Source organism: Haloferax sp. Atlit-12N (assembly GCF_003383095.1).
Taxonomy (GTDB): Archaea; Halobacteriota; Halobacteria; order Halobacteriales; family Haloferacaceae; genus Haloferax.
In genome coordinates this window covers 115,825-135,394 of the sequence record NZ_PSYW01000004.1, presented here as the reverse complement: position 1 = coordinate 135,394, position 19,570 = coordinate 115,825, and the positions used below count along the sequence as shown (strand labels likewise).

At 65.6% G+C, this 19,570-nt stretch carries 21 protein-coding genes; 17 read left to right on the top strand and 4 right to left on the bottom strand.

What is annotated here, in order from left to right; all coding sequences use genetic code 11:
- The first annotated feature begins 25 nt into the window (after positions 1 to 25).
- The 6 genes from C5B90_RS16995 to C5B90_RS16970 all read left to right on the top strand — a co-directional run bounded on the left by C5B90_RS16995 (position 26) and on the right by C5B90_RS16970 (position 6,083).
- Positions 26 to 1,159, top strand: a complete 1,134-nt coding sequence (locus C5B90_RS16995) for a metal ABC transporter substrate-binding protein (RefSeq protein WP_115883156.1) — start codon at positions 26 to 28, stop codon at positions 1,157 to 1,159.
- Positions 1,156 to 1,980: a metal ABC transporter ATP-binding protein gene (locus C5B90_RS16990; protein ID WP_115883155.1), complete on the top strand. Its 825-nt coding sequence runs from the start codon at positions 1,156 to 1,158 to the stop codon at positions 1,978 to 1,980. The genes C5B90_RS16995 and C5B90_RS16990 overlap by 4 nt, the downstream gene beginning before the upstream one ends.
- Positions 1,977 to 2,963 carry a metal ABC transporter permease gene (locus C5B90_RS16985; RefSeq protein ID WP_115883154.1) on the top strand — a complete coding sequence of 329 codons (987 nt, stop codon included), beginning with the start codon at positions 1,977 to 1,979 and terminating at the stop codon, positions 2,961 to 2,963. The genes C5B90_RS16990 and C5B90_RS16985 overlap by 4 nt, the downstream gene beginning before the upstream one ends.
- A 279-nt stretch (positions 2,964 to 3,242) precedes the next feature.
- Positions 3,243 to 4,286, top strand: a complete 1,044-nt coding sequence (locus tag C5B90_RS16980) for a methyl-accepting chemotaxis protein (protein WP_115883153.1) — start codon at positions 3,243 to 3,245, stop codon at positions 4,284 to 4,286.
- Positions 4,287 to 4,724, top strand: a complete 438-nt coding sequence (locus C5B90_RS16975; RefSeq protein ID WP_115883152.1) for a chemotaxis protein CheW — start codon at positions 4,287 to 4,289, stop codon at positions 4,722 to 4,724.
- 48 nt (positions 4,725 to 4,772) lie between these two features.
- A complete protein-coding gene (locus C5B90_RS16970; RefSeq protein WP_115883151.1) occupies positions 4,773 to 6,083 on the top strand; it encodes an MFS transporter in 1,311 nt (436 codons plus the stop codon).
- A 3-nt stretch (positions 6,084 to 6,086) separates the two neighbouring features.
- Here C5B90_RS16970 and C5B90_RS16965 read toward each other — a convergent pair whose 3' ends face one another.
- Entirely contained in the window at positions 6,087 to 6,692 is a 606-nt protein-coding gene (locus tag C5B90_RS16965) for a twin-arginine translocation signal domain-containing protein (RefSeq protein ID WP_115883150.1), read from the bottom strand.
- Positions 6,693 to 6,875: 183 nt separating this feature from the next.
- On the opposite strand from C5B90_RS16965, the gene C5B90_RS16960 reads away from it, so the two are divergent.
- The 4 genes from C5B90_RS16960 (at position 6,876) to C5B90_RS16945 (ending at position 10,244) form a co-directional block, all read left to right on the top strand.
- Positions 6,876 to 7,517 carry an NADPH-dependent F420 reductase gene (locus C5B90_RS16960; protein WP_115883149.1) on the top strand — a complete coding sequence of 214 codons (642 nt, stop codon included), beginning with the start codon at positions 6,876 to 6,878 and terminating at the stop codon, positions 7,515 to 7,517.
- A gap of 176 nt (positions 7,518 to 7,693) precedes the next feature.
- A complete protein-coding gene (locus C5B90_RS16955; protein ID WP_115883148.1) occupies positions 7,694 to 8,008 on the top strand; it encodes a HalOD1 output domain-containing protein in 315 nt (104 codons plus the stop codon).
- Between the two features lie 182 nt (positions 8,009 to 8,190).
- Complete coding sequence (glmM, locus tag C5B90_RS16950; protein ID WP_115883147.1) at positions 8,191 to 9,516, top strand: phosphoglucosamine mutase; 1,326 nt, start codon at positions 8,191 to 8,193, stop codon at positions 9,514 to 9,516.
- Between the two features lie 116 nt (positions 9,517 to 9,632).
- On the top strand, positions 9,633 to 10,244 hold the full coding sequence (locus C5B90_RS16945; RefSeq protein ID WP_115883146.1) for a nitrous oxide reductase accessory protein NosL: 612 nt from the start codon (positions 9,633 to 9,635) through the stop codon (positions 10,242 to 10,244).
- Between the two features lie 46 nt (positions 10,245 to 10,290).
- Here the strand turns inward: C5B90_RS16945 and C5B90_RS16940 are convergent, their stop codons facing one another.
- On the bottom strand, positions 10,291 to 10,713 hold the full coding sequence (locus C5B90_RS16940; protein ID WP_042663194.1) for a hypothetical protein: 423 nt from the start codon (positions 10,711 to 10,713) through the stop codon (positions 10,291 to 10,293).
- A 597-nt stretch (positions 10,714 to 11,310) separates the two neighbouring features.
- Entirely contained in the window at positions 11,311 to 11,589 is a 279-nt protein-coding gene (locus tag C5B90_RS16930) for a PadR family transcriptional regulator (RefSeq protein ID WP_004978148.1), read from the bottom strand.
- 346 nt (positions 11,590 to 11,935) lie between these two features.
- Between C5B90_RS16930 and C5B90_RS16925 the strand changes: the two genes are divergently transcribed.
- From C5B90_RS16925 to C5B90_RS16905, 5 genes are all read left to right on the top strand, one after another.
- The gene (locus C5B90_RS16925; RefSeq protein WP_115883145.1) at positions 11,936 to 12,469 is read left to right on the top strand and encodes a transcriptional regulator; all 534 of its coding nucleotides are present in this window, start codon (positions 11,936 to 11,938) and stop codon (positions 12,467 to 12,469) included.
- A gap of 460 nt (positions 12,470 to 12,929) precedes the next feature.
- Positions 12,930 to 13,580: a hypothetical protein gene (locus C5B90_RS16920; protein ID WP_115883144.1), complete on the top strand. Its 651-nt coding sequence runs from the start codon at positions 12,930 to 12,932 to the stop codon at positions 13,578 to 13,580.
- Positions 13,581 to 14,033: 453 nt separating this feature from the next.
- Complete coding sequence (locus C5B90_RS16915) at positions 14,034 to 15,203, top strand: sugar phosphate nucleotidyltransferase (protein WP_115883143.1); 1,170 nt, start codon at positions 14,034 to 14,036, stop codon at positions 15,201 to 15,203.
- On the top strand, positions 15,203 to 17,020 hold the full coding sequence (glmS, locus tag C5B90_RS16910; protein WP_115883142.1) for a glutamine--fructose-6-phosphate transaminase (isomerizing): 1,818 nt from the start codon (positions 15,203 to 15,205) through the stop codon (positions 17,018 to 17,020). Before C5B90_RS16915 ends, glmS begins: the two co-directional genes overlap by 1 nt.
- A gap of 194 nt (positions 17,021 to 17,214) precedes the next feature.
- Positions 17,215 to 17,775 (top strand): helix-turn-helix domain-containing protein, encoded by a 561-nt coding sequence (locus tag C5B90_RS16905; protein ID WP_115883141.1) that lies wholly within the window; start codon positions 17,215 to 17,217, stop codon positions 17,773 to 17,775.
- Positions 17,776 to 17,835: 60 nt separating this feature from the next.
- On the opposite strand, the gene C5B90_RS16900 is transcribed toward C5B90_RS16905, so the two are convergent.
- Positions 17,836 to 18,069, bottom strand: a complete 234-nt coding sequence (locus C5B90_RS16900; RefSeq protein WP_042663188.1) for a hypothetical protein — start codon at positions 18,067 to 18,069, stop codon at positions 17,836 to 17,838.
- A 163-nt stretch (positions 18,070 to 18,232) separates the two neighbouring features.
- Between C5B90_RS16900 and C5B90_RS16895 the strand changes: the two genes are divergently transcribed.
- Together C5B90_RS16895 and C5B90_RS16890 are read left to right on the top strand one after the other, a co-directional pair.
- Positions 18,233 to 19,012 (top strand): DICT sensory domain-containing protein, encoded by a 780-nt coding sequence (locus C5B90_RS16895; protein ID WP_115883140.1) that lies wholly within the window; start codon positions 18,233 to 18,235, stop codon positions 19,010 to 19,012.
- Positions 19,013 to 19,102: 90 nt separating this feature from the next.
- Complete coding sequence (locus C5B90_RS16890; protein ID WP_115883139.1) at positions 19,103 to 19,459, top strand: hypothetical protein; 357 nt, start codon at positions 19,103 to 19,105, stop codon at positions 19,457 to 19,459.
- The last annotated feature ends 111 nt before the right edge of the window (positions 19,460 to 19,570 follow it).

The following is a 19,570-nucleotide window of genomic DNA, read 5'->3' as shown; positions in this document are numbered from 1 at the left end:
TATATCTGGTGAGATTTCTATTAACATGAGAACGAAGACCCGACGTGGGTTCCTCGCGACAGTCACTGGAAGCGCCGCCGTCGGCCTCGCGGGTTGTCTCGGCGGTGATGACTCGCCCGACTCGGCTGGTTCGACCGACTCGTCCACCGCCTCGGAGACGACGGCGGCGGCATCGTTCTTCGTCTTCGGCGACGTGGCGCGACACGTCGCTGGCGACGCCGCGTCCGTCGAAACGCTCGTCCCCATCGGCCAGCACGGCCACGGGTGGGAGCCCGGCCCGGACATACAGGGGCGGGTGCTCGAATCCGACCTATTCGTCCACGGAATGCCCGGCTTCCAGCCGTGGGCCGACGACATCCTCACCTCGCTCGAAGCGGACGGCTCGAGTGTCGCCGAAGTCGACGTCTCCACCGACGTGGAACTCCACGAAATCGGTGCCGACGGTCACGTCCACGACGAGGAGTCCCACGACGAGACGGAGCACCACGACGAGGAGACCCACGCGGACGAGACGGAACAACACGACGACGAGTCGCACACGAACGAGACGCACCACGAGGAGACCGAACACGACGACGAACACACTGAGGAGCACGCCGAGGAGCACGACGACGAACACGGTGAACACGACCCGCACTTCTGGCTGGACCCCACGCGGGTCGCCACCGCGACCGAGACGCTCCGCGACGCCTTCCAGTCGGTCGATTCCGCGAACGCCGACACCTATGCCGCGAACGCCGAGTCCTACCGCGAGACGCTCTCGGAACTCGACGCGGCGTTCGAGGACGGTCTCGCCGACCGCGAGCGCGACGTGCTTCTCGTCGCCGGCCACAACGCCTACGGCTACCTCGCCGACCGATACGACCTCGAAATCGTCGCGCTCACCGGTATCTCGCCCGACGAGGAGCCGTCTCCGCGGGACATCGAGCGGGCGCAGGAGACCATCGCGGAACACGGCATCCGACACGTCCTCGCCGACCCGCTGGAGTCCGACCGCGCCGCGCAGCAACTCGTCTCCGAGACGGACGCCGAAGACGTGCTCCCGCTCACGCCGCTTCCCGGCGTAATGACTGAGTGGGAGGAAAATGACTGGGGCTACGTGGACATTATGCGCGAGGTGAACCTGCCGTCGCTCCGGACGGCGCTCGGCGCCCAATGACGGCCGTCTCGCTCAGCGACGTGACCTTTTCGTACGGCGACGTCCCGGTCGTGGACGGCGTTTCGCTCGACGTTCCCGAAGGCGAGTTTCTCGGGCTCGTCGGCCCGAACGGGTCGGGAAAGAGCACGCTCTTGACGCTGATGCTCGGTCTCCGCCGACCGACCCGCGGCGAGGTGCGACTGTTCGACCGACCCGCCCACGACTTCTCTGACGGCGAGCGCGTCGCCTACGTCGCACAGGACGCGACGGACGCGGCCCGCGACATGCCCGTCACCGTCCGCGAGGTCGTCCGGATGGGTCGATACCCGCGGAACCTGTTCGGTCGCTTTTCGGCCGACGACCGCGAGGCGGTCGCCTCGGCGCTCGACCGAGTCGATATCGCGGACCTTGCCGACCGCCGCGTCGGGGCGCTCTCCGGCGGGCAGCGCCAGCGGGTCTTCGTCGCCCGCGCGCTCGCGGCCGAGGCCGACCTGCTCGCGCTCGACGAGCCGACGGTCGCCCTCGACGCCGAGTCCCGAGAGGCGTTCTACGACCTCCTCGGCGACCTGAACGAACAGGGAATGACGGTCGTGCTCGTCGAACACGACATCGGCGTCGTCACGGCCCGCGCGTCCCGAATTGCCTGTCTCAACAAGCAGCTGTACTTCCACGGCGACACCGACGACTTCGCCGACAGCGACGCGCTCGCCGCGGCCTACGGCTCGAACCAGCGCGTGCTCGACCACGACCACGGCCACGGCCATCACCACGGCAACTCTCACGACCACCACCACGGCCCTTCACACGGTGACGCCCGCGCCGAACCGGAGGACGAGCAGTGACCGGTCTCGTCGCGCTCGCGGCGACCGACTTCCTCGCGGTCGATTTCTCCGCGGCCGGTTCTCTCGCGCCGCTCCTCGTGGCCGACGCGTTCACGGGGATATTCGACTGGTTCTTGACGGCGGTCGTCGGCGGGGTGTTCTCGTGGCTTGCCGGCGTCACCGGCCTCGACTTCCTCGGCTATCCCTACATGCAGCGGGCGTACCTCTCGGTGCTCTGTATCGGCGTCGTCGGCCCGCTGGTCGGGTCGTTCCTCGTCTATCGCGACCTCTCGATGGTCGGGGACACGCTCGCCCACACCGCCTTCGCCGGGGTCGCGCTCGCGCTCTTCCTCGACGCGACGCTCGGCCTCGCGGTCCCGCCGCTCCTCGGCGCGCTCGTCGTCGCCGTCGTCGCGGCGCTCGTCGTGCAGGCGCTCATCGAGTACACCGACGCCCGGAGCGACGCCGCGCTGGCGATGGTCCTGACCGGCGGCTTCGCCCTCGGGAGCGTGCTCATCTCTTTGACCGGCGGCGGTATCTCGGTCGGTATCAACCAGTACCTGTTCGGCTCGCTGGCGACCGTCTCGCGGGCCGACGTGGGCCTTCTCGTCTCGATGGGACTCGTCGTGGTCGGCTCGGTCGCGGTCGCCTACCGACCGCTCGTGTACGTCACGTTCGACGAGACCGCCGCCCGCGCGTCGCGGCTCCACGTCCGCGCCGTCAACACGCTCCTGTCGATTCTCACCGCGTTCGTCGTCGTCAGCGCGATGCGAATCATGGGCGTCATCCTCGTCGCGGCGCTGCTCGTCATCCCCGTCGTCACCGCCTCGCGGCTCGGGCGGAGCTTCAAGCAATCGCTCCTGTACGGGGTTCTCGCGGGCGAACTCGCCGGTGTCGCCGGCGTCACGGTCGCGTACCTCTACGGGCTCGCCGCCGGCGGCTCCATCGTCCTCGTCGCCCTCGCGGGCTTCGTCGCCGTCGCCGCCGGGCACCGACTGACCTGAACGCTCCTCGCCTCGGCCCTCCCACCGAACCCCGGCCGCGGCGGCTCCAGAGCGACTCCAGAGAGCCCCACCGCGACCCGCGGCCTTGACCGGACAAGTGATTTTTAAACGAACCGACGATTTCTGGTTCTGTCAGAGCCAGTAGTGTGGTATCTATCTTGCAATACCTTCGGCGAATCCGTTATTTTTGGCCGTTTCGAGGCGAGTAGCGGCAATCTGTGATTATCCATATTGATACTGTTCGCGAATACTTATCACTTTACTCCCACACTCGTTCGTATGGCAATCGAGCGAAACGAACGGGAACCGGCCGCCGGAGACGGGGCCGCCTCCCGACAGCACGACGCGTATTCCGGTCCCGGTGCCGCCGGCGCGGTGACCGGTGAGGTCCTCGACGACGTTGACGACGTGGACGACGCGACCGATGAAATCGGCACGGCCGTCGCCGAACTCTCCGACGCCTCCGAGAGCGTGGCCGTCAGCGCACAGGAGATAAGCGACCTCGCGGGCGACCAGTCGACCAACATGCAGGAGGTCGCCGGCGAGGTGTCGAACCTGAGCGCCAGCGTCGAGCAGATCGCCTCCAGCGCCGACCAGACGAAGGCGATGAGCGACCAGGCGCGCGACCTCGCCGCCGAGGGTCGAAGCTCCGCCGACAACGCCGCCGACGCGATGGAGACCGTCGACGACGTGACCACCGACGTGTACGACGAAATCACCGACCTCCGCGCGAAGGTCGACCAGATAGACAGCGTCGTCGAGGTCATCAACGACATCGCCGACCAGACGAACCTGCTCGCGCTCAACGCCTCTATCGAGGCCGCGCGGGCCGGTGAAGCGGGAGCCGGCTTCGCCGTCGTCGCCGACGAGGTCAAGAGTCTCGCGGAGCAGTCCCGCGACAGCGTCTCCGAAATCGAGGCGGTCGTCGGCGATATCCAAGAGACGACCGAGACGACCGTCGGCAACATCGAGGAGGCGAACGAGGAGGTCAACGACGGCATTTCGGAGGTTGACGCGGCCGTCTCCGCCCTCCGGAACATCGACTCTGCGGTCGGCGAGGCCGCCGCCGGTGCGGAGGAGGTCGCCCGCGCGACCGACCAGCAGGCCGCGAGCACCGAGGAGGTTGCGAGCCTCGTGGACGAGACCGCCCGGGGCGCAGAGGAGGTCGCCGGCGAAATCGACCAGGTCGCCGCGGCCACAGAAGAGCAGACGGCGAAGATTTCGGAGGTCGCGCTCCTCGTCGGCCACATCGACGACGAGGTGGACGACCTCGAAGACGAACTCGACGCGGCCGAAGGCGGACTCTCCGCCCGGGGCGCGTAGATGTCGCTCACGGACGCGCCCGACGCGGCGCTCTCGGAGCCGACGCAGGTTCTCGAATTCGAAATCGGCGAGGAGCGCTACTGCGTCGTGCTCGACGCCGTCACCGAAATCATCGACCGCAAGCCCGCGCGCTCGCTCCCGGACTCGCCGCCGCACGTCGTCGGCGCGATGGACTACCGGGGCGCGACGACGATGCTCGTCGACACGGCCTCGCTCCTCGGCGTGGGGTCGAACCCCGACGCCTCTCGCGTCGTCGTCTTCGACGCCGCCGACGAGGACGCGACCGTGTTCGGCTGGCTGGTCGACGAGGTCGACCGCGTGACGGAAATCGACCCCGAAACCGTCGACGACGCGCCGTTCGGCGACGAACTCACCCGCGGCGTCGTCAGGACCGACGACGGTCTCGTCGTCTGGGTCGACCCGCCGCTGGACGAGTAGGCCAACCGCACCGTACTTTCTTGGCCGCTCCCGCGAACCACTCGGACGATGGAAACACGTCGGGACGCCGTCGATAGCTTCGATTCCTTTCGGCAGTTCATCGGGCTCGAACGCGACGTGCTCGTCCTCTCGGTGGCGATGTTCGCGTTCAGCCTCTCGTTTCAGATGACTGGGCGGTACGTCCCGGAGTACCTCCGTGTGCTCGGAGCCGGCGCGACTGTCGTCGGCCTCTACGGGAGCGTCGGCAACCTCATCGGGGCGCTGTACCCGTACCCGGGCGGCGCGCTCTCCGACCGACTCGGGTCGCGCCTCTCGCTCACGCTGTTCGGGACCGTCTCTTCGGCGGGCTTTCTCTTCTGGTTCGTCGCCCCGCAGGTCCCCGAGGTGACGCTCGCGGGCGTCTCGCTCGAACCGTGGCTCTGGATTTTCGTCGGGCTCTTTCTCACGCAGGCGTGGAAGTCGTTCGGCCTCGGCGCGACGTTCGCCATCGTCAAGCAGAGCGTCCCGCCCGAGCGACTGGCGATGGGCTTCGCCAGCACCGAGATTTTCCGCCGCGTCGGCTTCCTCCTCGGGCCGCTCATCGCGGCCGCGCTGTTAGCGGCGACGGCGACGTTCGTCGAGGGGTTCCGGTACGTCCTCATCGTTGCCGCGGTGTTCGGCATCGTCGCCACCGTCGCCCAGCACGTTCTCTACGACGCGGGTGGGGACTCGCTGGGCAAGTCGTTTGAGGGGCTCGCCCAACTTCGCGACGACCTCCGGTCGCTCCCGGAGACGCTCCGCCCGCTCCTCGTCGCGGACACGCTCATCCGGTTCGCCAACGGGATGGTGTACGTCTTCTTCGTCATCGTCGTCACGGAGTTCCTCCAAGTCGGCTTCACCGGCTTCGGCGTCTCGCTCCGCCCGGACGCCTTTTTCGGCGTCCTCCTCGGCGTCGAGATGGTCGTTGCGCTCCTGACGAAGCTCCCCGTCTCGAAGCTCGCCGAGCGGACCGGGCTCAAGCCGGTCGTCGGCCTCGGGTTCGCGGTGTACGCCGTCTTTCCGGTCCTCCTCATCTTCGCGCCGGCGGACCAGTGGGTCGTCGTCGGTCTCTTTGCTTTCTCCGGGCTCCGGTTCGCTGGCCTGCCCGCGCACAAGGCGCTCATCGTCGGCCCGGCGGAGCGAAACGCCGGCGGGCGGGTGACGGGCGCGTACTACCTCGTGCGGAACACCATCGTCATCCCGAGCGCGGCGCTCGGCGGCTGGCTCTACGCGCGTGACCCGACGCTCGCGTTCTCGGTCGCGTCGCTCGTCGGCGTGGTCGGCGTGGTTTACTTCGCCCTGCGCGGAAAAGAGTTCGAGGCGTACGCCAGTGGGGCCTGACGTTCAGTTCGGGACGACGAGGTCGACCTCGAAGTAGTACATCGCGTCGAGGTCGCCCTCGAAGACGAGGTGGATGAGCGCGTTCTTGTCCGACGGGACGTTGTTGCTCACGTCGGTGTCCTCGCTCACGAGGTCACCCTCGGCGTCGTACACCCGACCGACGACGCTCAGTCGCCCGATGCGCGAGGCGGTGTCCACGGAGAGACCGACGCGGTAGGTTCCAGCCTCCTCGTCGGTCTCGGCGTAGTTCTGCCACGCCTTCGCGTACGGGAGGTCCGAGGAGACGACGACGCCCGGCACGGGTCCCTTCGTCAGGAGCGTGCCCACGACGTCCGGGTCGTCGTCCTCGCGCTCGAAGTCGATGCGGTCTTCGGGAGCGTCGGTCGTCGGCTCCGGCGTCGATTCGGGTGTCGGTTCGGCGGGCTGTTCGGTCGTCGGTTCAGGGGTCGGCTCGGGCGAGTCGGTCGCCTGTTTCGCGGGCTGTTCGTCGCCGGCTGGGTCGTCGTTCTGGTCGGCCGCCGGGTCGAGCGCGTTACCCTCCGCACCGAGGCAGCCGGAGAGGAGCACCACGCCCGCTCCGACGCCGCCGAGGAATGTTCGTCTGTTCATGTCGCTTCCAACGCCACATATATACTAAATTATGATTGTACTGAATAGCTGAAGATTCCGGGATAGAGAAGTTCTGATACGGTTATGAGGACCATTACGATTAGTGAACCACGAGTAAAAGGGCCCTCGTCCCTCGTCGCCGACCACACAAAGATTCAACTTTGTTAACATACATCTTTGTTCATGGATATTGGGATACTCGGCGCTGGCCGCCTCGGTGGGACGTTGGCCCAACTCCTCGTGGAGTCGGACCACGAGGTGGCGATAGCCAACGAAAGCGGAGTCGAGTCGCTCGCGGACCTTTCCGAAACGCTCGGCCCACAACTTCGTGCGGTGGAACCGACGCAAGCGATTCGGTTCGGCGACGTGGTCTTCCTCGCCGTTCCGTTCCGAGAACGCGAGTCGCTGCCCGACGCGGACCACTTCGCGGAGAAGATAGTGGTCGACGCGATGAACCCCTACACCGAGAACTTCCACGTCATCGACCTCGGCGACGACACCTCCTCGGAACTCGTCGCGGCTCAGCTCCCGGACGCGAAGCTAGTCAAGTCGTTCAACACCATTCACTGGGAGACGCTCCGCGACCTCGGGCATCCCGACCTCCCCGAATCGGAACGTCTCGCGGTCTTCCTCGCCGGTGACGACTCGGACGCCAAGTCGCACGTCGCCGACCTCATCCGCGACATCGGCTTCGGCCCGGTCGACGTCGGCGGTCTCGTCCCGGGCGGCGAACTACTGGAACCCGGCTCGGCGCTCTACAAGCGCGAAATCACGGTCGAAGAGGCGCGTGAGACCGTTCGAACGCTTCGTTCCCGGCAGAACTGACCGTCGCTCTCCCGAAACCATCACGAATTTTGATTGTGTATGGTGAGCACCAGATTGAGCTCGCGGAGTACCACGGCCGTACCCGTTCGATTTCGTGACGTTCACGAATTACAACTGTTCACAAATAGCATGGATTTAAGGGGAACCATCGCACACAGACGCCTGTTAAGGCACCCATGATGGCACAGACGAACGACTGGAAGGACTCGCACGTGACGTACGACGAAGCGACCGGGTCGTACCGCGTCGACCGCGACTCTTCCGAGCTCCTGAGTACGAATGTTGTATTGAGTATTGCGGCAATCGAGGGCGTCCGACCGACGCAGCTCCCGCCGCTCGCACAGACTATCGACCCCGACGCCCTCGAAACGGTCTTCGGCCGTTCTGAGGACGCGCTCCTCTCGTTTTCCTACGCGGGCTACCGCGTGACGCTCGACGCGCTCGGTTCTATCGAAGTGGTCCCCATCGGCGACGCCCAGCCCCTCCAGTGAGGCGACTCACCGCTTAATCGCCGACCACTTACCGCTCACCTACCCCGGCGAGTGGCGACGCAGTCTCGCGGTTCGCTGTGCCGGCTCCGCGGTTCGTCTCGCTTCTAGTAGGTGCCGCCTGACCACCCGTTCGTGACAGTAGGCGAAACATACCAAAACGTCCTGTCATCGTCTCCCACGGTATGTTCGGAACGAGTGGAATCAGAGGTCCGGTTGGCCGAACCGTGACCGCCGAACTCGCCCTTCGAATCGGCCGCGCGGTCGGCTGCGACGCCTGCACCGTCGTCGTCGGGCAGGACGCCCGCCTCAGCGGAGACGTCCTCGCCGACGCCGTGAGCGCCGGCGTCCGCGAGTGCGGCGCGAACGTGGTCCGACTCGGCGTCGCCTCGACCCCCACGGTCGCCCGCGCGGTCGGCTGGGCCGGCGCGGACGCCGGCATCGGTATCACGGCGTCTCACAACCCCGCGTCAGACAACGGGCTGAAGCTCTGGACGCCGAGCGGGCGGGCCTTCGACAAGGCCCAGACGCGCGACATCGTCCACCGACTCAACCGTGACGAGGTGTCGCTCGCTCCGTGGGACGAACTCGGCGAGGAACGCGAGTGGCCCGACGCCGCGGCTCGCCACGTGAACCACCTCGTCTCGTCGTTCGACGACCTCGACGACGTGACCGTCGCGTTCGACCTCGGCAACGGTACGGGCCGCGTCTCGGTCGACGCGCTCTACGAACTCGGCGCAACGGTCAACACTATCGACGGCCAACAGGACGGTCGGTTCCCCGCCCGAAAGAGCGAGCCGAACGCCGAGACGCTCACCGCGCTCCGCCGGACCGTCCCCGCGCTCGACGCGGACGTGGGACTCGCCCACGACGGCGACGCGGACCGACTCGTCGCGGTTGACGAGACCGGCGCGTACGTCCCCGGCGACGCGCTCCTCGCGCTGTTCGCGCGGGACGCCGTCTCCCCGGGCGACGCCGTCGCCGTCCCCGTCGACACGAGCCTCCTCGTGCAGGACGTGGTCGAATCCGCCGGCGGGCGCGTCACCTACACCCCGGTCGGAGATGTCCACGTCGCCGAGGCGGTCGCCGAACCCGGCTACGTCTTCGGCGGCGAGCCCTCCGGCGCGTGGATTTGGCCCGACGAGACGCTCGCCCCCGACGGCCACTACGCGGCGCTCAAACTCGCCGACCTCGTGGCCCGCGGCGCGCCGCTGTCCGAACAGGTCGCCGACCTCGGCGGGGCTGGGTACGCTACCCGCCGCGCGAGCCTCTCGTTCGACGACAAACACCAGGCGATGGACCGCATCGCCCGCGACATCCACGCGGCGTACGACGAGGTCGACACCATCGACGGTATCCGCGTCGACACCGACGACGGCTGGTTCCTCGTCCGCGCCAGCGGGACTGAACCGCTGGTCCGCATCACCGCGGAAGCCCGCGACGAGGACGACGCCGACCGACTGTTCGAGGACGTTCGCTCGCTCGTCGAGGGCGCGCGCGTCGTCGCCTGACCCGCTCGTTTTTGTGACCCGTCCGCCTCCTCGGCGAGGGTAGTTCAGTTCGCGCACGCGAGCGACCGTTCTCACGGTTTATGTACCATGACGCTCGAACTTCGCGTAGAGCGACGATGCACAACGACTCTCCGCCCCGCGACCGCCCGAACGGCACCCTCACGCGCCGCGCCGCGACGAAAGCCGTTTCACTCGGCGCGCTCGCGGCCCTCGCGGGCTGTCTCGGCGGCGGTTCGAACGCGGGGCCGACGCCCGAACCGGTCGACCTCTCGGGCGGGAAGGAAGACGACCAAGGCGGGATGGTCATCGGCCTCCACGCCGGCCCGAACGGACAGATTTTCTACCGCGACAACGCGCCCGAGGGGCACGACAACCCAGCGTGGTTCCACACCCTCAGCATGGGGCTGTTCCCGTACTACTTCGAACGCCGAGAACAGGGCTGGGAGGCGACGGCGGTGTACGTCACGGACTACTCGACGGCCGACTACGAGCTCTCGACCGAGGGCGGCGACACGTTCATCTCGACGCACACCGGCGCGGACACGTTCGGCGATGCCACCGAGATGACGTACGTCGTCGAAAGCGACGTACTCGGAGGCATGGGTAAAGACCTGATTCCCTTTTCGTCGGAGTCCGACGCCGACGAGTTCGTCGCCGAACACGGCGGGGAAACCGTATCGTTCGACGACGTGACGCCCGAGTGGCTCAGCGGCTACATGCGCTCGTAGCGCCGCCGCTGTCGGTCGCTTCGAAAACAACTGGGTTCCGACGGCCTCAGAACGAGTCGTTGGGGATGCGGACGCCGTCGACGTAGACCGACACCGCGTCGGTCGATTGGAAGTTGGTGATGTCGCCCGCGAACTGGTAGCGCCGCGAGTCGTCGTCGACGGTTCCCTCGGCGGCGGGACCGACCGTCCCGGTCGTGCTGAGCGCGCCGTTCGATTGGAGCGGTGAGATAGAGCCGCTGACCGTCACTTCGAACGAAGAGACGGGACCGGTGCCCGCGACGACGAGCGTGTGCCCGTCGTCGTCGACCGGTTCGTCGGCTTGTTCCGTCGCCGAGCCGAGCCCAGAGAACCCCGCGAGTGCACCGGTGGCCGATACCGACCCGCACAGCGCGAGGTACTTGCGTCTACCGACGTCGTCGTCAGTCGTCGTCGTTTCTGGGTCCTGCCCGGTGGACCGTTCACTTACCATGTCTCAGGGGTTGCGGATTACACGCATAAATGTTGCGATAATTACATTAGTAGGAATACATGAATATCTATCGACGATACTATTGCTATCGTTAGTGTTCGAATCGCCGACGAATTATGGTGATTCAATTTGACCAGAAAAACGACCGACAGCGACCTCTTATTCTCAAATTAATCCATTTCTTATGGCTGCATTAATGTCTGATTTGCGGTGTCGATTTGAATGTCCTTCTTGTGATATTTTTGACGACGACCGAATGTACTAACTTCTGATAGATGATCTGGTGACGTTCGCTGCGGCCGCTCTCTCGGGCGTCCGAGCGTCTATGCACCTCGAAACCGCGGCGGACGGGTCGGGAGCCGCGGCGGCGGGCGTCGAGCCTCGTCGAACACGGTCGGCTCAGCGCCGCTGCGGTCGCTCGACTCGAATCGGCGTCGAAAAGGGGAGAGGACCGAACGAGACCGCGGGGACCGATGCGGCCACCAGCGACGAGTTGAGTTGTTCTCGTCTTCGGTTTCTTCCGGGGCGAGCGTCCCACTCGCGCCCTCGGGTGTTCGAACGGACGGTTCGTCGCTCAGTTGTGGAGACGGCGGCGTGCTATCCGAGGAATCCGACGTGACGGTCTTCCCAGTCTCGGCGCTCGACGATGGACTCGCGGCCCTTCTCGGACATCTCGTAGAAGTTCGTTCGACGGTCGTGCTGTCCCTTGTTCACGTACCCCTGTTCAACGAGGGCGTCGAGGTTCGGGTAGAGCCGACCATGGTTCACCTCCCCGACGTCCTTGCTGATCATCTCTTTAATCTCCTGCCCGGACGGGCGCTCTGCGCCGGCAATCACGTACAGCAGGTCGCGCTGGAAGCCTGTCAATTCGAACATTGTTGTCTCGAATCTAAGTATCGCCTCCATCGGGTATTGTTAGCCACCTCTATACTGGACAATTGGGTTCCTTACCGCCGTTGTCGAGAGTTTGCTCCCATTCCGGCGCGAGGACTTTTCTCGAAACCAACGAGATACGTAATCATCTCCGAGACCGAGATAACTCCCTCCCGCTGACCGTCTGCAGCCCAGTAAATATCCCGTGAAGATGAGCTTAATTCTCGTTAGAAACTCGGTCGGTGCCTCCCGGAAACGTCACGATAACAAAGGTTGGTTGTGGTGTATTACGACCCAACCGGGCCTGGTCTTCTTTCGCATCGCATGCGAGAACCCCCCGCACACGACGATGACAACACTATCAAAAGACGAGCTCTTTCGCATCCTCAGTAACTCGCGCCGGAGGCAGATTCTCTACTTCCTTCACCGCGCGGGCGAAGCAATCTCGTTGAAGCAACTCGCGGCGATGGTCGCGGCTCGAGAGAACGGCACGGCGGTCGAGGACGTGACCGACGAAGAGCGACAGCGCGTGTATATCTCGCTGTACCAGACGCACCTCCCGAAGCTCGAGAGCGCCGGGCTGGTCGATTACGACGACGAGGAGCGGTCCGTCGAACTCGTCCCGAACGTCGCCAAGCGGGGGTTCTTCTGGATGCAACCCGACGCGCGCGAGTCGTGGAGTCGGTACTACGCGCTTCTCGGCGCGCTCAGTTGGGTGCTCATACTCGGAGTGTGGGGTGGACTCCCGGGATTCGCGCTCGTCTCGTGGAGCGCAATCGCGGTGTTCGTCTCTGCGGCGCTCCTCGTGCTGGTGCTCGCGCAGTACCTCTCCGAGCAACGCGAGGGTACCTCGGCCGACGCTTTCGAAGCGCTCGTGGAATAATCCGTCACCTCGCGACTGCCGTGGACAGCTACTCCGGAGCTCTCGCGTATTCTCAGTCGGTGCTACTGCCGAATTATCGTATCCGTGTACTTAACTCTCAGTCGAGTTTGGTGTCGCGTCCGATAGCGGTTCTCACAGGTGAAAAACCGGGCCACTCTGCTGCTTTCCGGTCGCACGACACTACTGTCGGATACATTGAAAGTCTGAGTTAGAATAGATTGTTACAACTACTTTACTCGCAGATTTTGCGATCCTAACAGTCGGAGAAATCAGAGTGTGGGATTCTCAGACAAGTATATATCCTCGTTTAACCTATTGACTTGTTGACCCTCTGAATCTGGGGCGCGCTTGGTGGGGCGCATCCAAAGGTTGTGGTCTGTGCAAACGTCACGTGGTCTCCCCTCTCGACTGACCACGTCATTCGGTAGCACCCGACTACACAGTGGGGGAGGAAGGAACAATGGTTACCGATTCATTACAAGCTGACACCGACGTTGTTGACCAGACGACGAACGAACAACTCGCGGAGACTGGTGGTTCTCACGCGCTTTCCGAACAGCAGCAACAACAACCCGAAATCGAAGCGCTCTCGAAGGACATCGTCTTCGAGATTCTGAAGAACCAGCGCCGGCGCGACGCGCTCCGGTATCTCAAGGAGAACGACGGCGAGGCGAAGCTCGGCGACATGGCCGAGTTCATCGCCGCGAAGGAAAACGGCATCGAGATAAAGGCGCTGTCGTCGAGCCAACGAAAGCGGGTGTACATCGGTCTGTACCAATGTCACCTCCCGAAGATGGACTCGGCGGGCATCGTCGACTTCGAGAAGAACCGCGGTGACATCACGCTTCTCGACACCGCGAAGCAGCTCGACCAGTACCTCGACGGCGACGTCGTCAGCACCGAGACCGACGACGAGCAGTCGGCGCCGCTCGCCGCGTCGCCGAAACGGAACCTCGCCATCGCCGCCGGCGTGGCCGCGACCGTCTCCGCCGGCCTGCTCGGCGTCCCCGGTCTCGAACAGATTCCGGCCGCCGGCTGGGCCGTGCTGAGCACCGCGACGCTCATGGCCATCACCGCGATGGAGTCGTACAAAGACCGCCTCGACCTCTGAGTCGGTCCCCACGCGCCCGCGTCGCGAACGATATCGACGAACAACTCGGATTTTACTTCGGTCTGCGTTCTGACAGCGGCGGCCTTGCTCGCCGCTCGCCCGTCGATGTCGCTCTCTTAGACGCTCTCGCCTCCCACCCCGCTTCTGACTCTCGCGCTCCCGTTCCCGCTCTCAACCCGCGGGTGCGGTTCGCAGACCGTGCAACCGACGTGGCGGCTTCGGCACGCCGCGACACCGCCGGGAGAGCCCCACCGATTAGGAGCGTCCGAACCCGTTTCCCTTCCGATTTAAGCTGGCTTTCGCCGTTTGCAACAGTCTCATACGCGACCCTAACGCGCGACCGGTTCGGGGAACCCTCTGTATAACAATCCCCGTCGCGGTCCCTGTTCCCTTTATGACTCACTCACCGTCACGGTCACGTTCCGAACGTCCGTCGCTCGCGGGGGGTCGCGAATGAACGATCGCATCACCGAAGCGGTCGTCCTCGCGGCCGGCGAGGGGCGACGGCTCCGCCCGCTCACCACTTTCCAACCGAAGCCGATGCTCCCGGTCGCTAACCGGCCGGTCGTCGAGTACGTCCTCGACGCGCTGTTCGAGTCGGGTATCGAGCGCGTCGTCGTCGTCGTCGGCCACCGCGCCGACCGCATCCAGTCGCACCTCTCTGCGACCTACTCCGACGCGGACATCGAGTTCGTCCACCAGGACTCGCGTCTCGGTAGCGGCCACGCGCTCCTCCTCGCCGAGGGTCTCGTCTCCGGTCCCTTCGTCGTCTGCAACGGCGACAACGTCGTCGACGCCGACATCGTCTCGGCGGTGCTCGAACGCTTCTCGACGACCGACTCGGTGGCGACGGTCGCGGTCGCCGAGTCCGACACGCCCGAGGAGTACGGCGTCGTCGTCGAGGACAACGGCCGCATCGCCGACATCGACGAACACGCCGTCGACAGCGAGGGGTACCTCGTCAACGCGGGCGTCTACGTCTTCGACGACGCCGTCTTCGAGGCGCTCCGACACATCCCGCCGCACGACGGAGAGACGCGGCTTCCCGACGTGATTCACTACCTCGACGGGAACGTCACGTCCGTCCTCGTCAATGGCGGCTGGCTCGACCCCTCGCACCCATGGGGACTCCTCTCCGTGACGGAGACGCTCCTCGCGCGCAGACACGACTCCGCAGTCGCCGAGTCGGCGCGGATTCACGAGCACGCGCTCGTCGGCGACCACGTCGTCGTCGGCGAGGACTGCGACGTGGGACCGGGCGCGGTCATCAGCGCCGGCTCGTGCCTCCAAGACAACGTATCGGTCGGCGCGAACAGCGTCATCGAGCGCTCTATCCTCTCGACCGACGCGCGGGTCGGCGCGGGCGTCGTCCTCCGCGACTCCGTCGTCGGCCCCGGCGCGACCGTCGGCGACGGCGTCGTCTCGCCCGGCGGCCGGGCGGACGTCATTCTCGAAGGCCGGCTCTACACCGACCGCCGTCTCGGCAGCATCATCGGCGACCGCGCCGAGGTCGGCGCGAACGTGACGCTCACAGCGGGTAGTCGCGTCGGCGCGGAGGCCGTCGTCGGCCCCGGCACGGTCTTACACGGCGACGTTCGCGAGCGCGTGGAGGTGACCCACTGATGTGCGGAATCACCGCCTGCATCGGCGCGGACAACTCCGTTGACTCGCTCGTCGACGGACTCCAGCGGCTGGAGTACCGCGGCTACGACTCGGCCGGCATCGCCGTGAAAAACGGCTCGGGCATCTCGCTGACGAAGCGCGTCGGCGAGGTCTCCGAACTCGTCGCGGCCGTCGAGCAGAACCCCATCGCCGGCGACTACGGCATCGGCCACACCCGCTGGGCGACCCACGGCGGCGTCACCGACGGCAACGCCCACCCCCACACCGACGAGTCGGGCCGCATCGCCGTCGTCCACAACGGCATCATCTCGAACTTCCAGTCGCTCCGTAGCGACCTCGAATCCCGCGGCCACGTCTTCAGCAGCGAGACCGACACCGAAGTCGTCCCGCACCTCATCGAGGAGAACCTCCGCGACGGCGCGACCCCCGAGGAGGCGTTCCGCGCCGCGGTCGGCAGCCTCTCGGGGAGCTACGCCATCGCGGCCATCATCGGCGACGAGGAGGCCATCTTCGCGACCCGCTCCGGGTCACCGCTGGTCCTCGGCGTCGGCGACGGGGAGTACTACCTCGCCAGCGACGTGCCCGCGTTCATCCAGCACACGGCGCGCGTCGTCTACCTCCACGACGGCGACTTCGTCGTCACCCGCTCGGACGGCTACGAAATCACGGACTCGGCCGGCCGCGCGGTCGACCGTCCCATCGAACACGTCGAGTGGGACCCCGAGACGGCGACGAAGGGCGGCTACGAGCACTACATGTACAAGGAGATTCACGAGCAGCCCGGCGCGCTCCGGCGGACCACCCAGGGACGCCTGAACACTCACACCGGCGGCGTCGAACTCGAGGAGTTCCCGCCGGAGGCGTTCGCCGACGTGAAGCAGGTCCACCTCCTCGCGATGGGCACCTCGCACCACGCCGGAATGTACGCAGCGTCGCTGCTCAACTCCCGGGGCATCCCCGCCTACGCGTTCATGGCGGGCGAGTACTCGGTCATCAAGCCGCCGGTGACGCCCGACACGCTCGTCGTCGCGGTCAGCCAGTCGGGAGAGACCGCCGACACCCTCGACGCCCTGCGCCGCGCCCGCGCCGCCGGCGCGCGGACCCTCGCGGTCACGAACGTCGTCGGCTCGTCGATAACCCGCGAGTGCGACGACGAACTGCTCATCCGCGCGGGTCCCGAAATCGGCGTCGCCGCCACCAAGACGTTCTCGTCGCAGGTGACGGCGCTGACGCTCCTCACGGAGCGCATCGTCGAGGACGTGACCGGTGCGAAGTCGCCCGCCGCGCGCGACCTGATGGAGGCTCTCTCGCGGCTCCCGGGCGACGTGCAGGAGGTGCTCGACACCTCGATGGCCCGCGAAATCGCCATCGAGTACGAGGGCAGCGACGCGTACTTCTTCATCGGCCGCGGGGTCGCCCACCCCGTCGCCCTCGAAGGCGCGCTGAAGTTCAAGGAGATATCCTACGAACACGCCGAGGGGTTCGCCGCCTCGGAGCTCAAACACGGTCCGCTGGCGCTCGTCACGCCGCTGTCGCCGGTGTTCGCCATCTTCACCGGCCACGAGGACGAGGCGACGCTGAGCAACGTCAAGGAGGTCCAAGCTCGCGGCGCGCCCGTCATCGCCATCACGAGCGACCGCTCGGGCGAGGTGACCGAGTTCGCCGACCACGTGCTCCGGATTCCGGACACGCACCCCGACATCGCCGGTGTCCTCGCCAACGTCCAGCTCCAGCTCGTCGCGTACCACGCGGCGGACCTGCTCGAACGGCCCATCGACAAGCCGCGTAACCTCGCCAAGTGCGTCACCGTCGAGTGAGTAGCGCGGCGACGTGACGTGGTGGGTAACCCCGCCGGCTCTCCGTATTTTGCTCCCGTTAATCCGCCGTCGACGCTCGATTTCTGCGTCCGACCCACTATTTTCAGGTGTTCGCGAACGTTCGGCGATAAGCGAAGATTATCTCGACTGTAGGCACCGATTACATATTACCTGCCCGCGTCAGGTAACACGCGATGACCCGACGCGACCTCGTGGACGACGTTCTTTCGGCCGCAGACGACCCTCCGGGCCCGCTGACCGACGAGAGCGACGCTTCCCCGGCGACGGACGAGACCGACATCCCTCCCGAGTCGTCCGACGACGACCTCCTCGACGCGCTCGGTGACGAGGTCTCGCGGGACGTGCTGTTGGCGTGCAACCGCGCGCCGATGACCGCGGAGGAACTCGCGGAGAACTGCGAGGTCTCCGAATCGACCATCTACCGCCGCCTCGAGACGCTTTCGAGCCTCGGGCTCATCGAGCGAACGCAGCGAGTCAACGCGCCGAGCAAGACGTGTTACGAGACGGTCGTCGACGGCCTCTCGATTCACCTCGGCGACAGCCTCCGCGTCGAGGCGGGGTCGAGCAACTACGTCGTCGACGCGATGCGCACGCTTCTAGCCGCGATAGACGTCCAACAGCTCGCGTACGACCGCGAGCAGAACAGCGTGGACGTTCGGTTCCGACTGGCACCGCACCTGCTCGATTCGCTGGTGGAACTGTACGTCAGAGACACGAATTCGCGTGAGGAGTAGTTCGCCGACCGCCGCTTCCGGTTCGTTCGCCGCGTCGCCTTCTCGCGGGCTCTCGCTGTTCTACCGCCGCCACGACCCGTCGACTTCGCCGAGGACGAGCGCGAGCGCGTCCCTTGCGCGTCCGACCGCGATAAGTTCGTGGGCGGCCGCGGCGGTGAGTGGTCCGATGGACTGCGAGGCTTCGAGCCCGGCGACGATATCCGGCACCTCGGCGGTGAACCACGAACTGGCGTCCGTCCCGGACTCGTCGTCGACTTCCACGGGCGAGCGGGTGTGAGGGGCGTCGGAAATCATACTGAACCTACACACTCGCGGGGGATAGTTAGGAATCCGCACATCTCTGGTAGCGACTCCTTACCACCGGATGTCACTCGGTCTCGCGTACTGAACTGCCGGGTCTCGAACCCATATTATTGCAAAGAATAATAACCTGTTGTAGCGTTCTGTGTAACCGATAATGTCTCTCAGCGAACTCATCTCCGGCGTCGCCGCCTCGGAGCGAACACTGACGGTGTTCAATCCGACTCCCGGCGTCGTCGAGCGACTCGCCGAGCACTTTGCGGATCGAAACGTCTCGGTGGTGTCTGCGAGTTCCGACGAGGGCCCTTCGAACTACGCGGTGCTGGGGACTGGTGACAAGTTCCATACGGCGGTCTCGGTCGACGACCTCCTCACGCGCCCCGAGGACGTCGAACCGGGGTTCGAACGCGACTCGTACGCGCCGGTTCTCGACCACCTCGACGAGACGCTGTTTACCTCCTACGACCGTCGGCAGATGCTCAACGCCACCCGCGAAATCGAGGACCGCGCGTGGCGCGTCGGCGCGGGCGAACTCCACTCCGGCTTTCAGTCCGGCGGGAACCTCCATCCCCAACTCGAAACGTACCGCCGTCTCGGCGGCCGCGACGACCTGTCGGTCCACGCGTACATCTACCCGAACGGCGAGGTCCCGCAGGCCGACCAGTTCCAACTGCACCTCGCGCGCTCCGACGAGATTCGGCGCTCCTGGTTCGTCGCCTACGACGGCAACGGCGTCGGCGACTACAAGTGCGCGCTCGTCGCCGAGGAGACCGAACCGGGGTTCGGCTTCACCGGCTTCTGGACGTACGACCCCTCGACGGTCGACTACATCGTTAACCACCTCGTCTCGTCGTACTCGATTATCGAATCCGATGGCTCGGGCGGCGACGGGCTCGGCCGTCGTCAGATAACCGCAAGACTGAAATACGGGCGCTAATCCGACCTTGACAGTCCAGCTCTCTCGGTGAGAATCAATTCAGAGAACTAGGCGCGAATACTTAGGAACGTCCGCCCGGAATCGGGCGGTATGGTTGACGGAATCCTCCTCGACGCCTCGCACCTGAAAGGCAAGGTCAAGGGCGGCCGTGCCGGGGCCGAAATCGCCGGGATGAGCTACATCGGCTACGAACTCGCGGTCACAGAGCGGAGCATCCACGTCTACGGCGACCACTGTAACGCCGACATCCAAGACGAGGAGTACCGCTACCTCATCGTCTCGCTCGACTCGGTCCGCGGAGTTGAACTCAAGGACCTGTCCGACCGGGGTCGGTGCCTGCAGATTCACGCGCTAGACGACGAGGTGACACTCTACTCGGAGAACCAGTCGAGCCTCTCGAAGAACCTCAAGCGCGTGTTTCTCCTCCTCTCGCAGCTGCTCGCCTGAGCGGGCAGTCGGTCAAGTGGGCCAGTCGGTCGATGATTGGTGGTCGTCGGTTGGTCAGCCAGTCGCTCGGTCCGCAGACGAATCAGGTAACGTTTCGAAAGCAGGTAAACT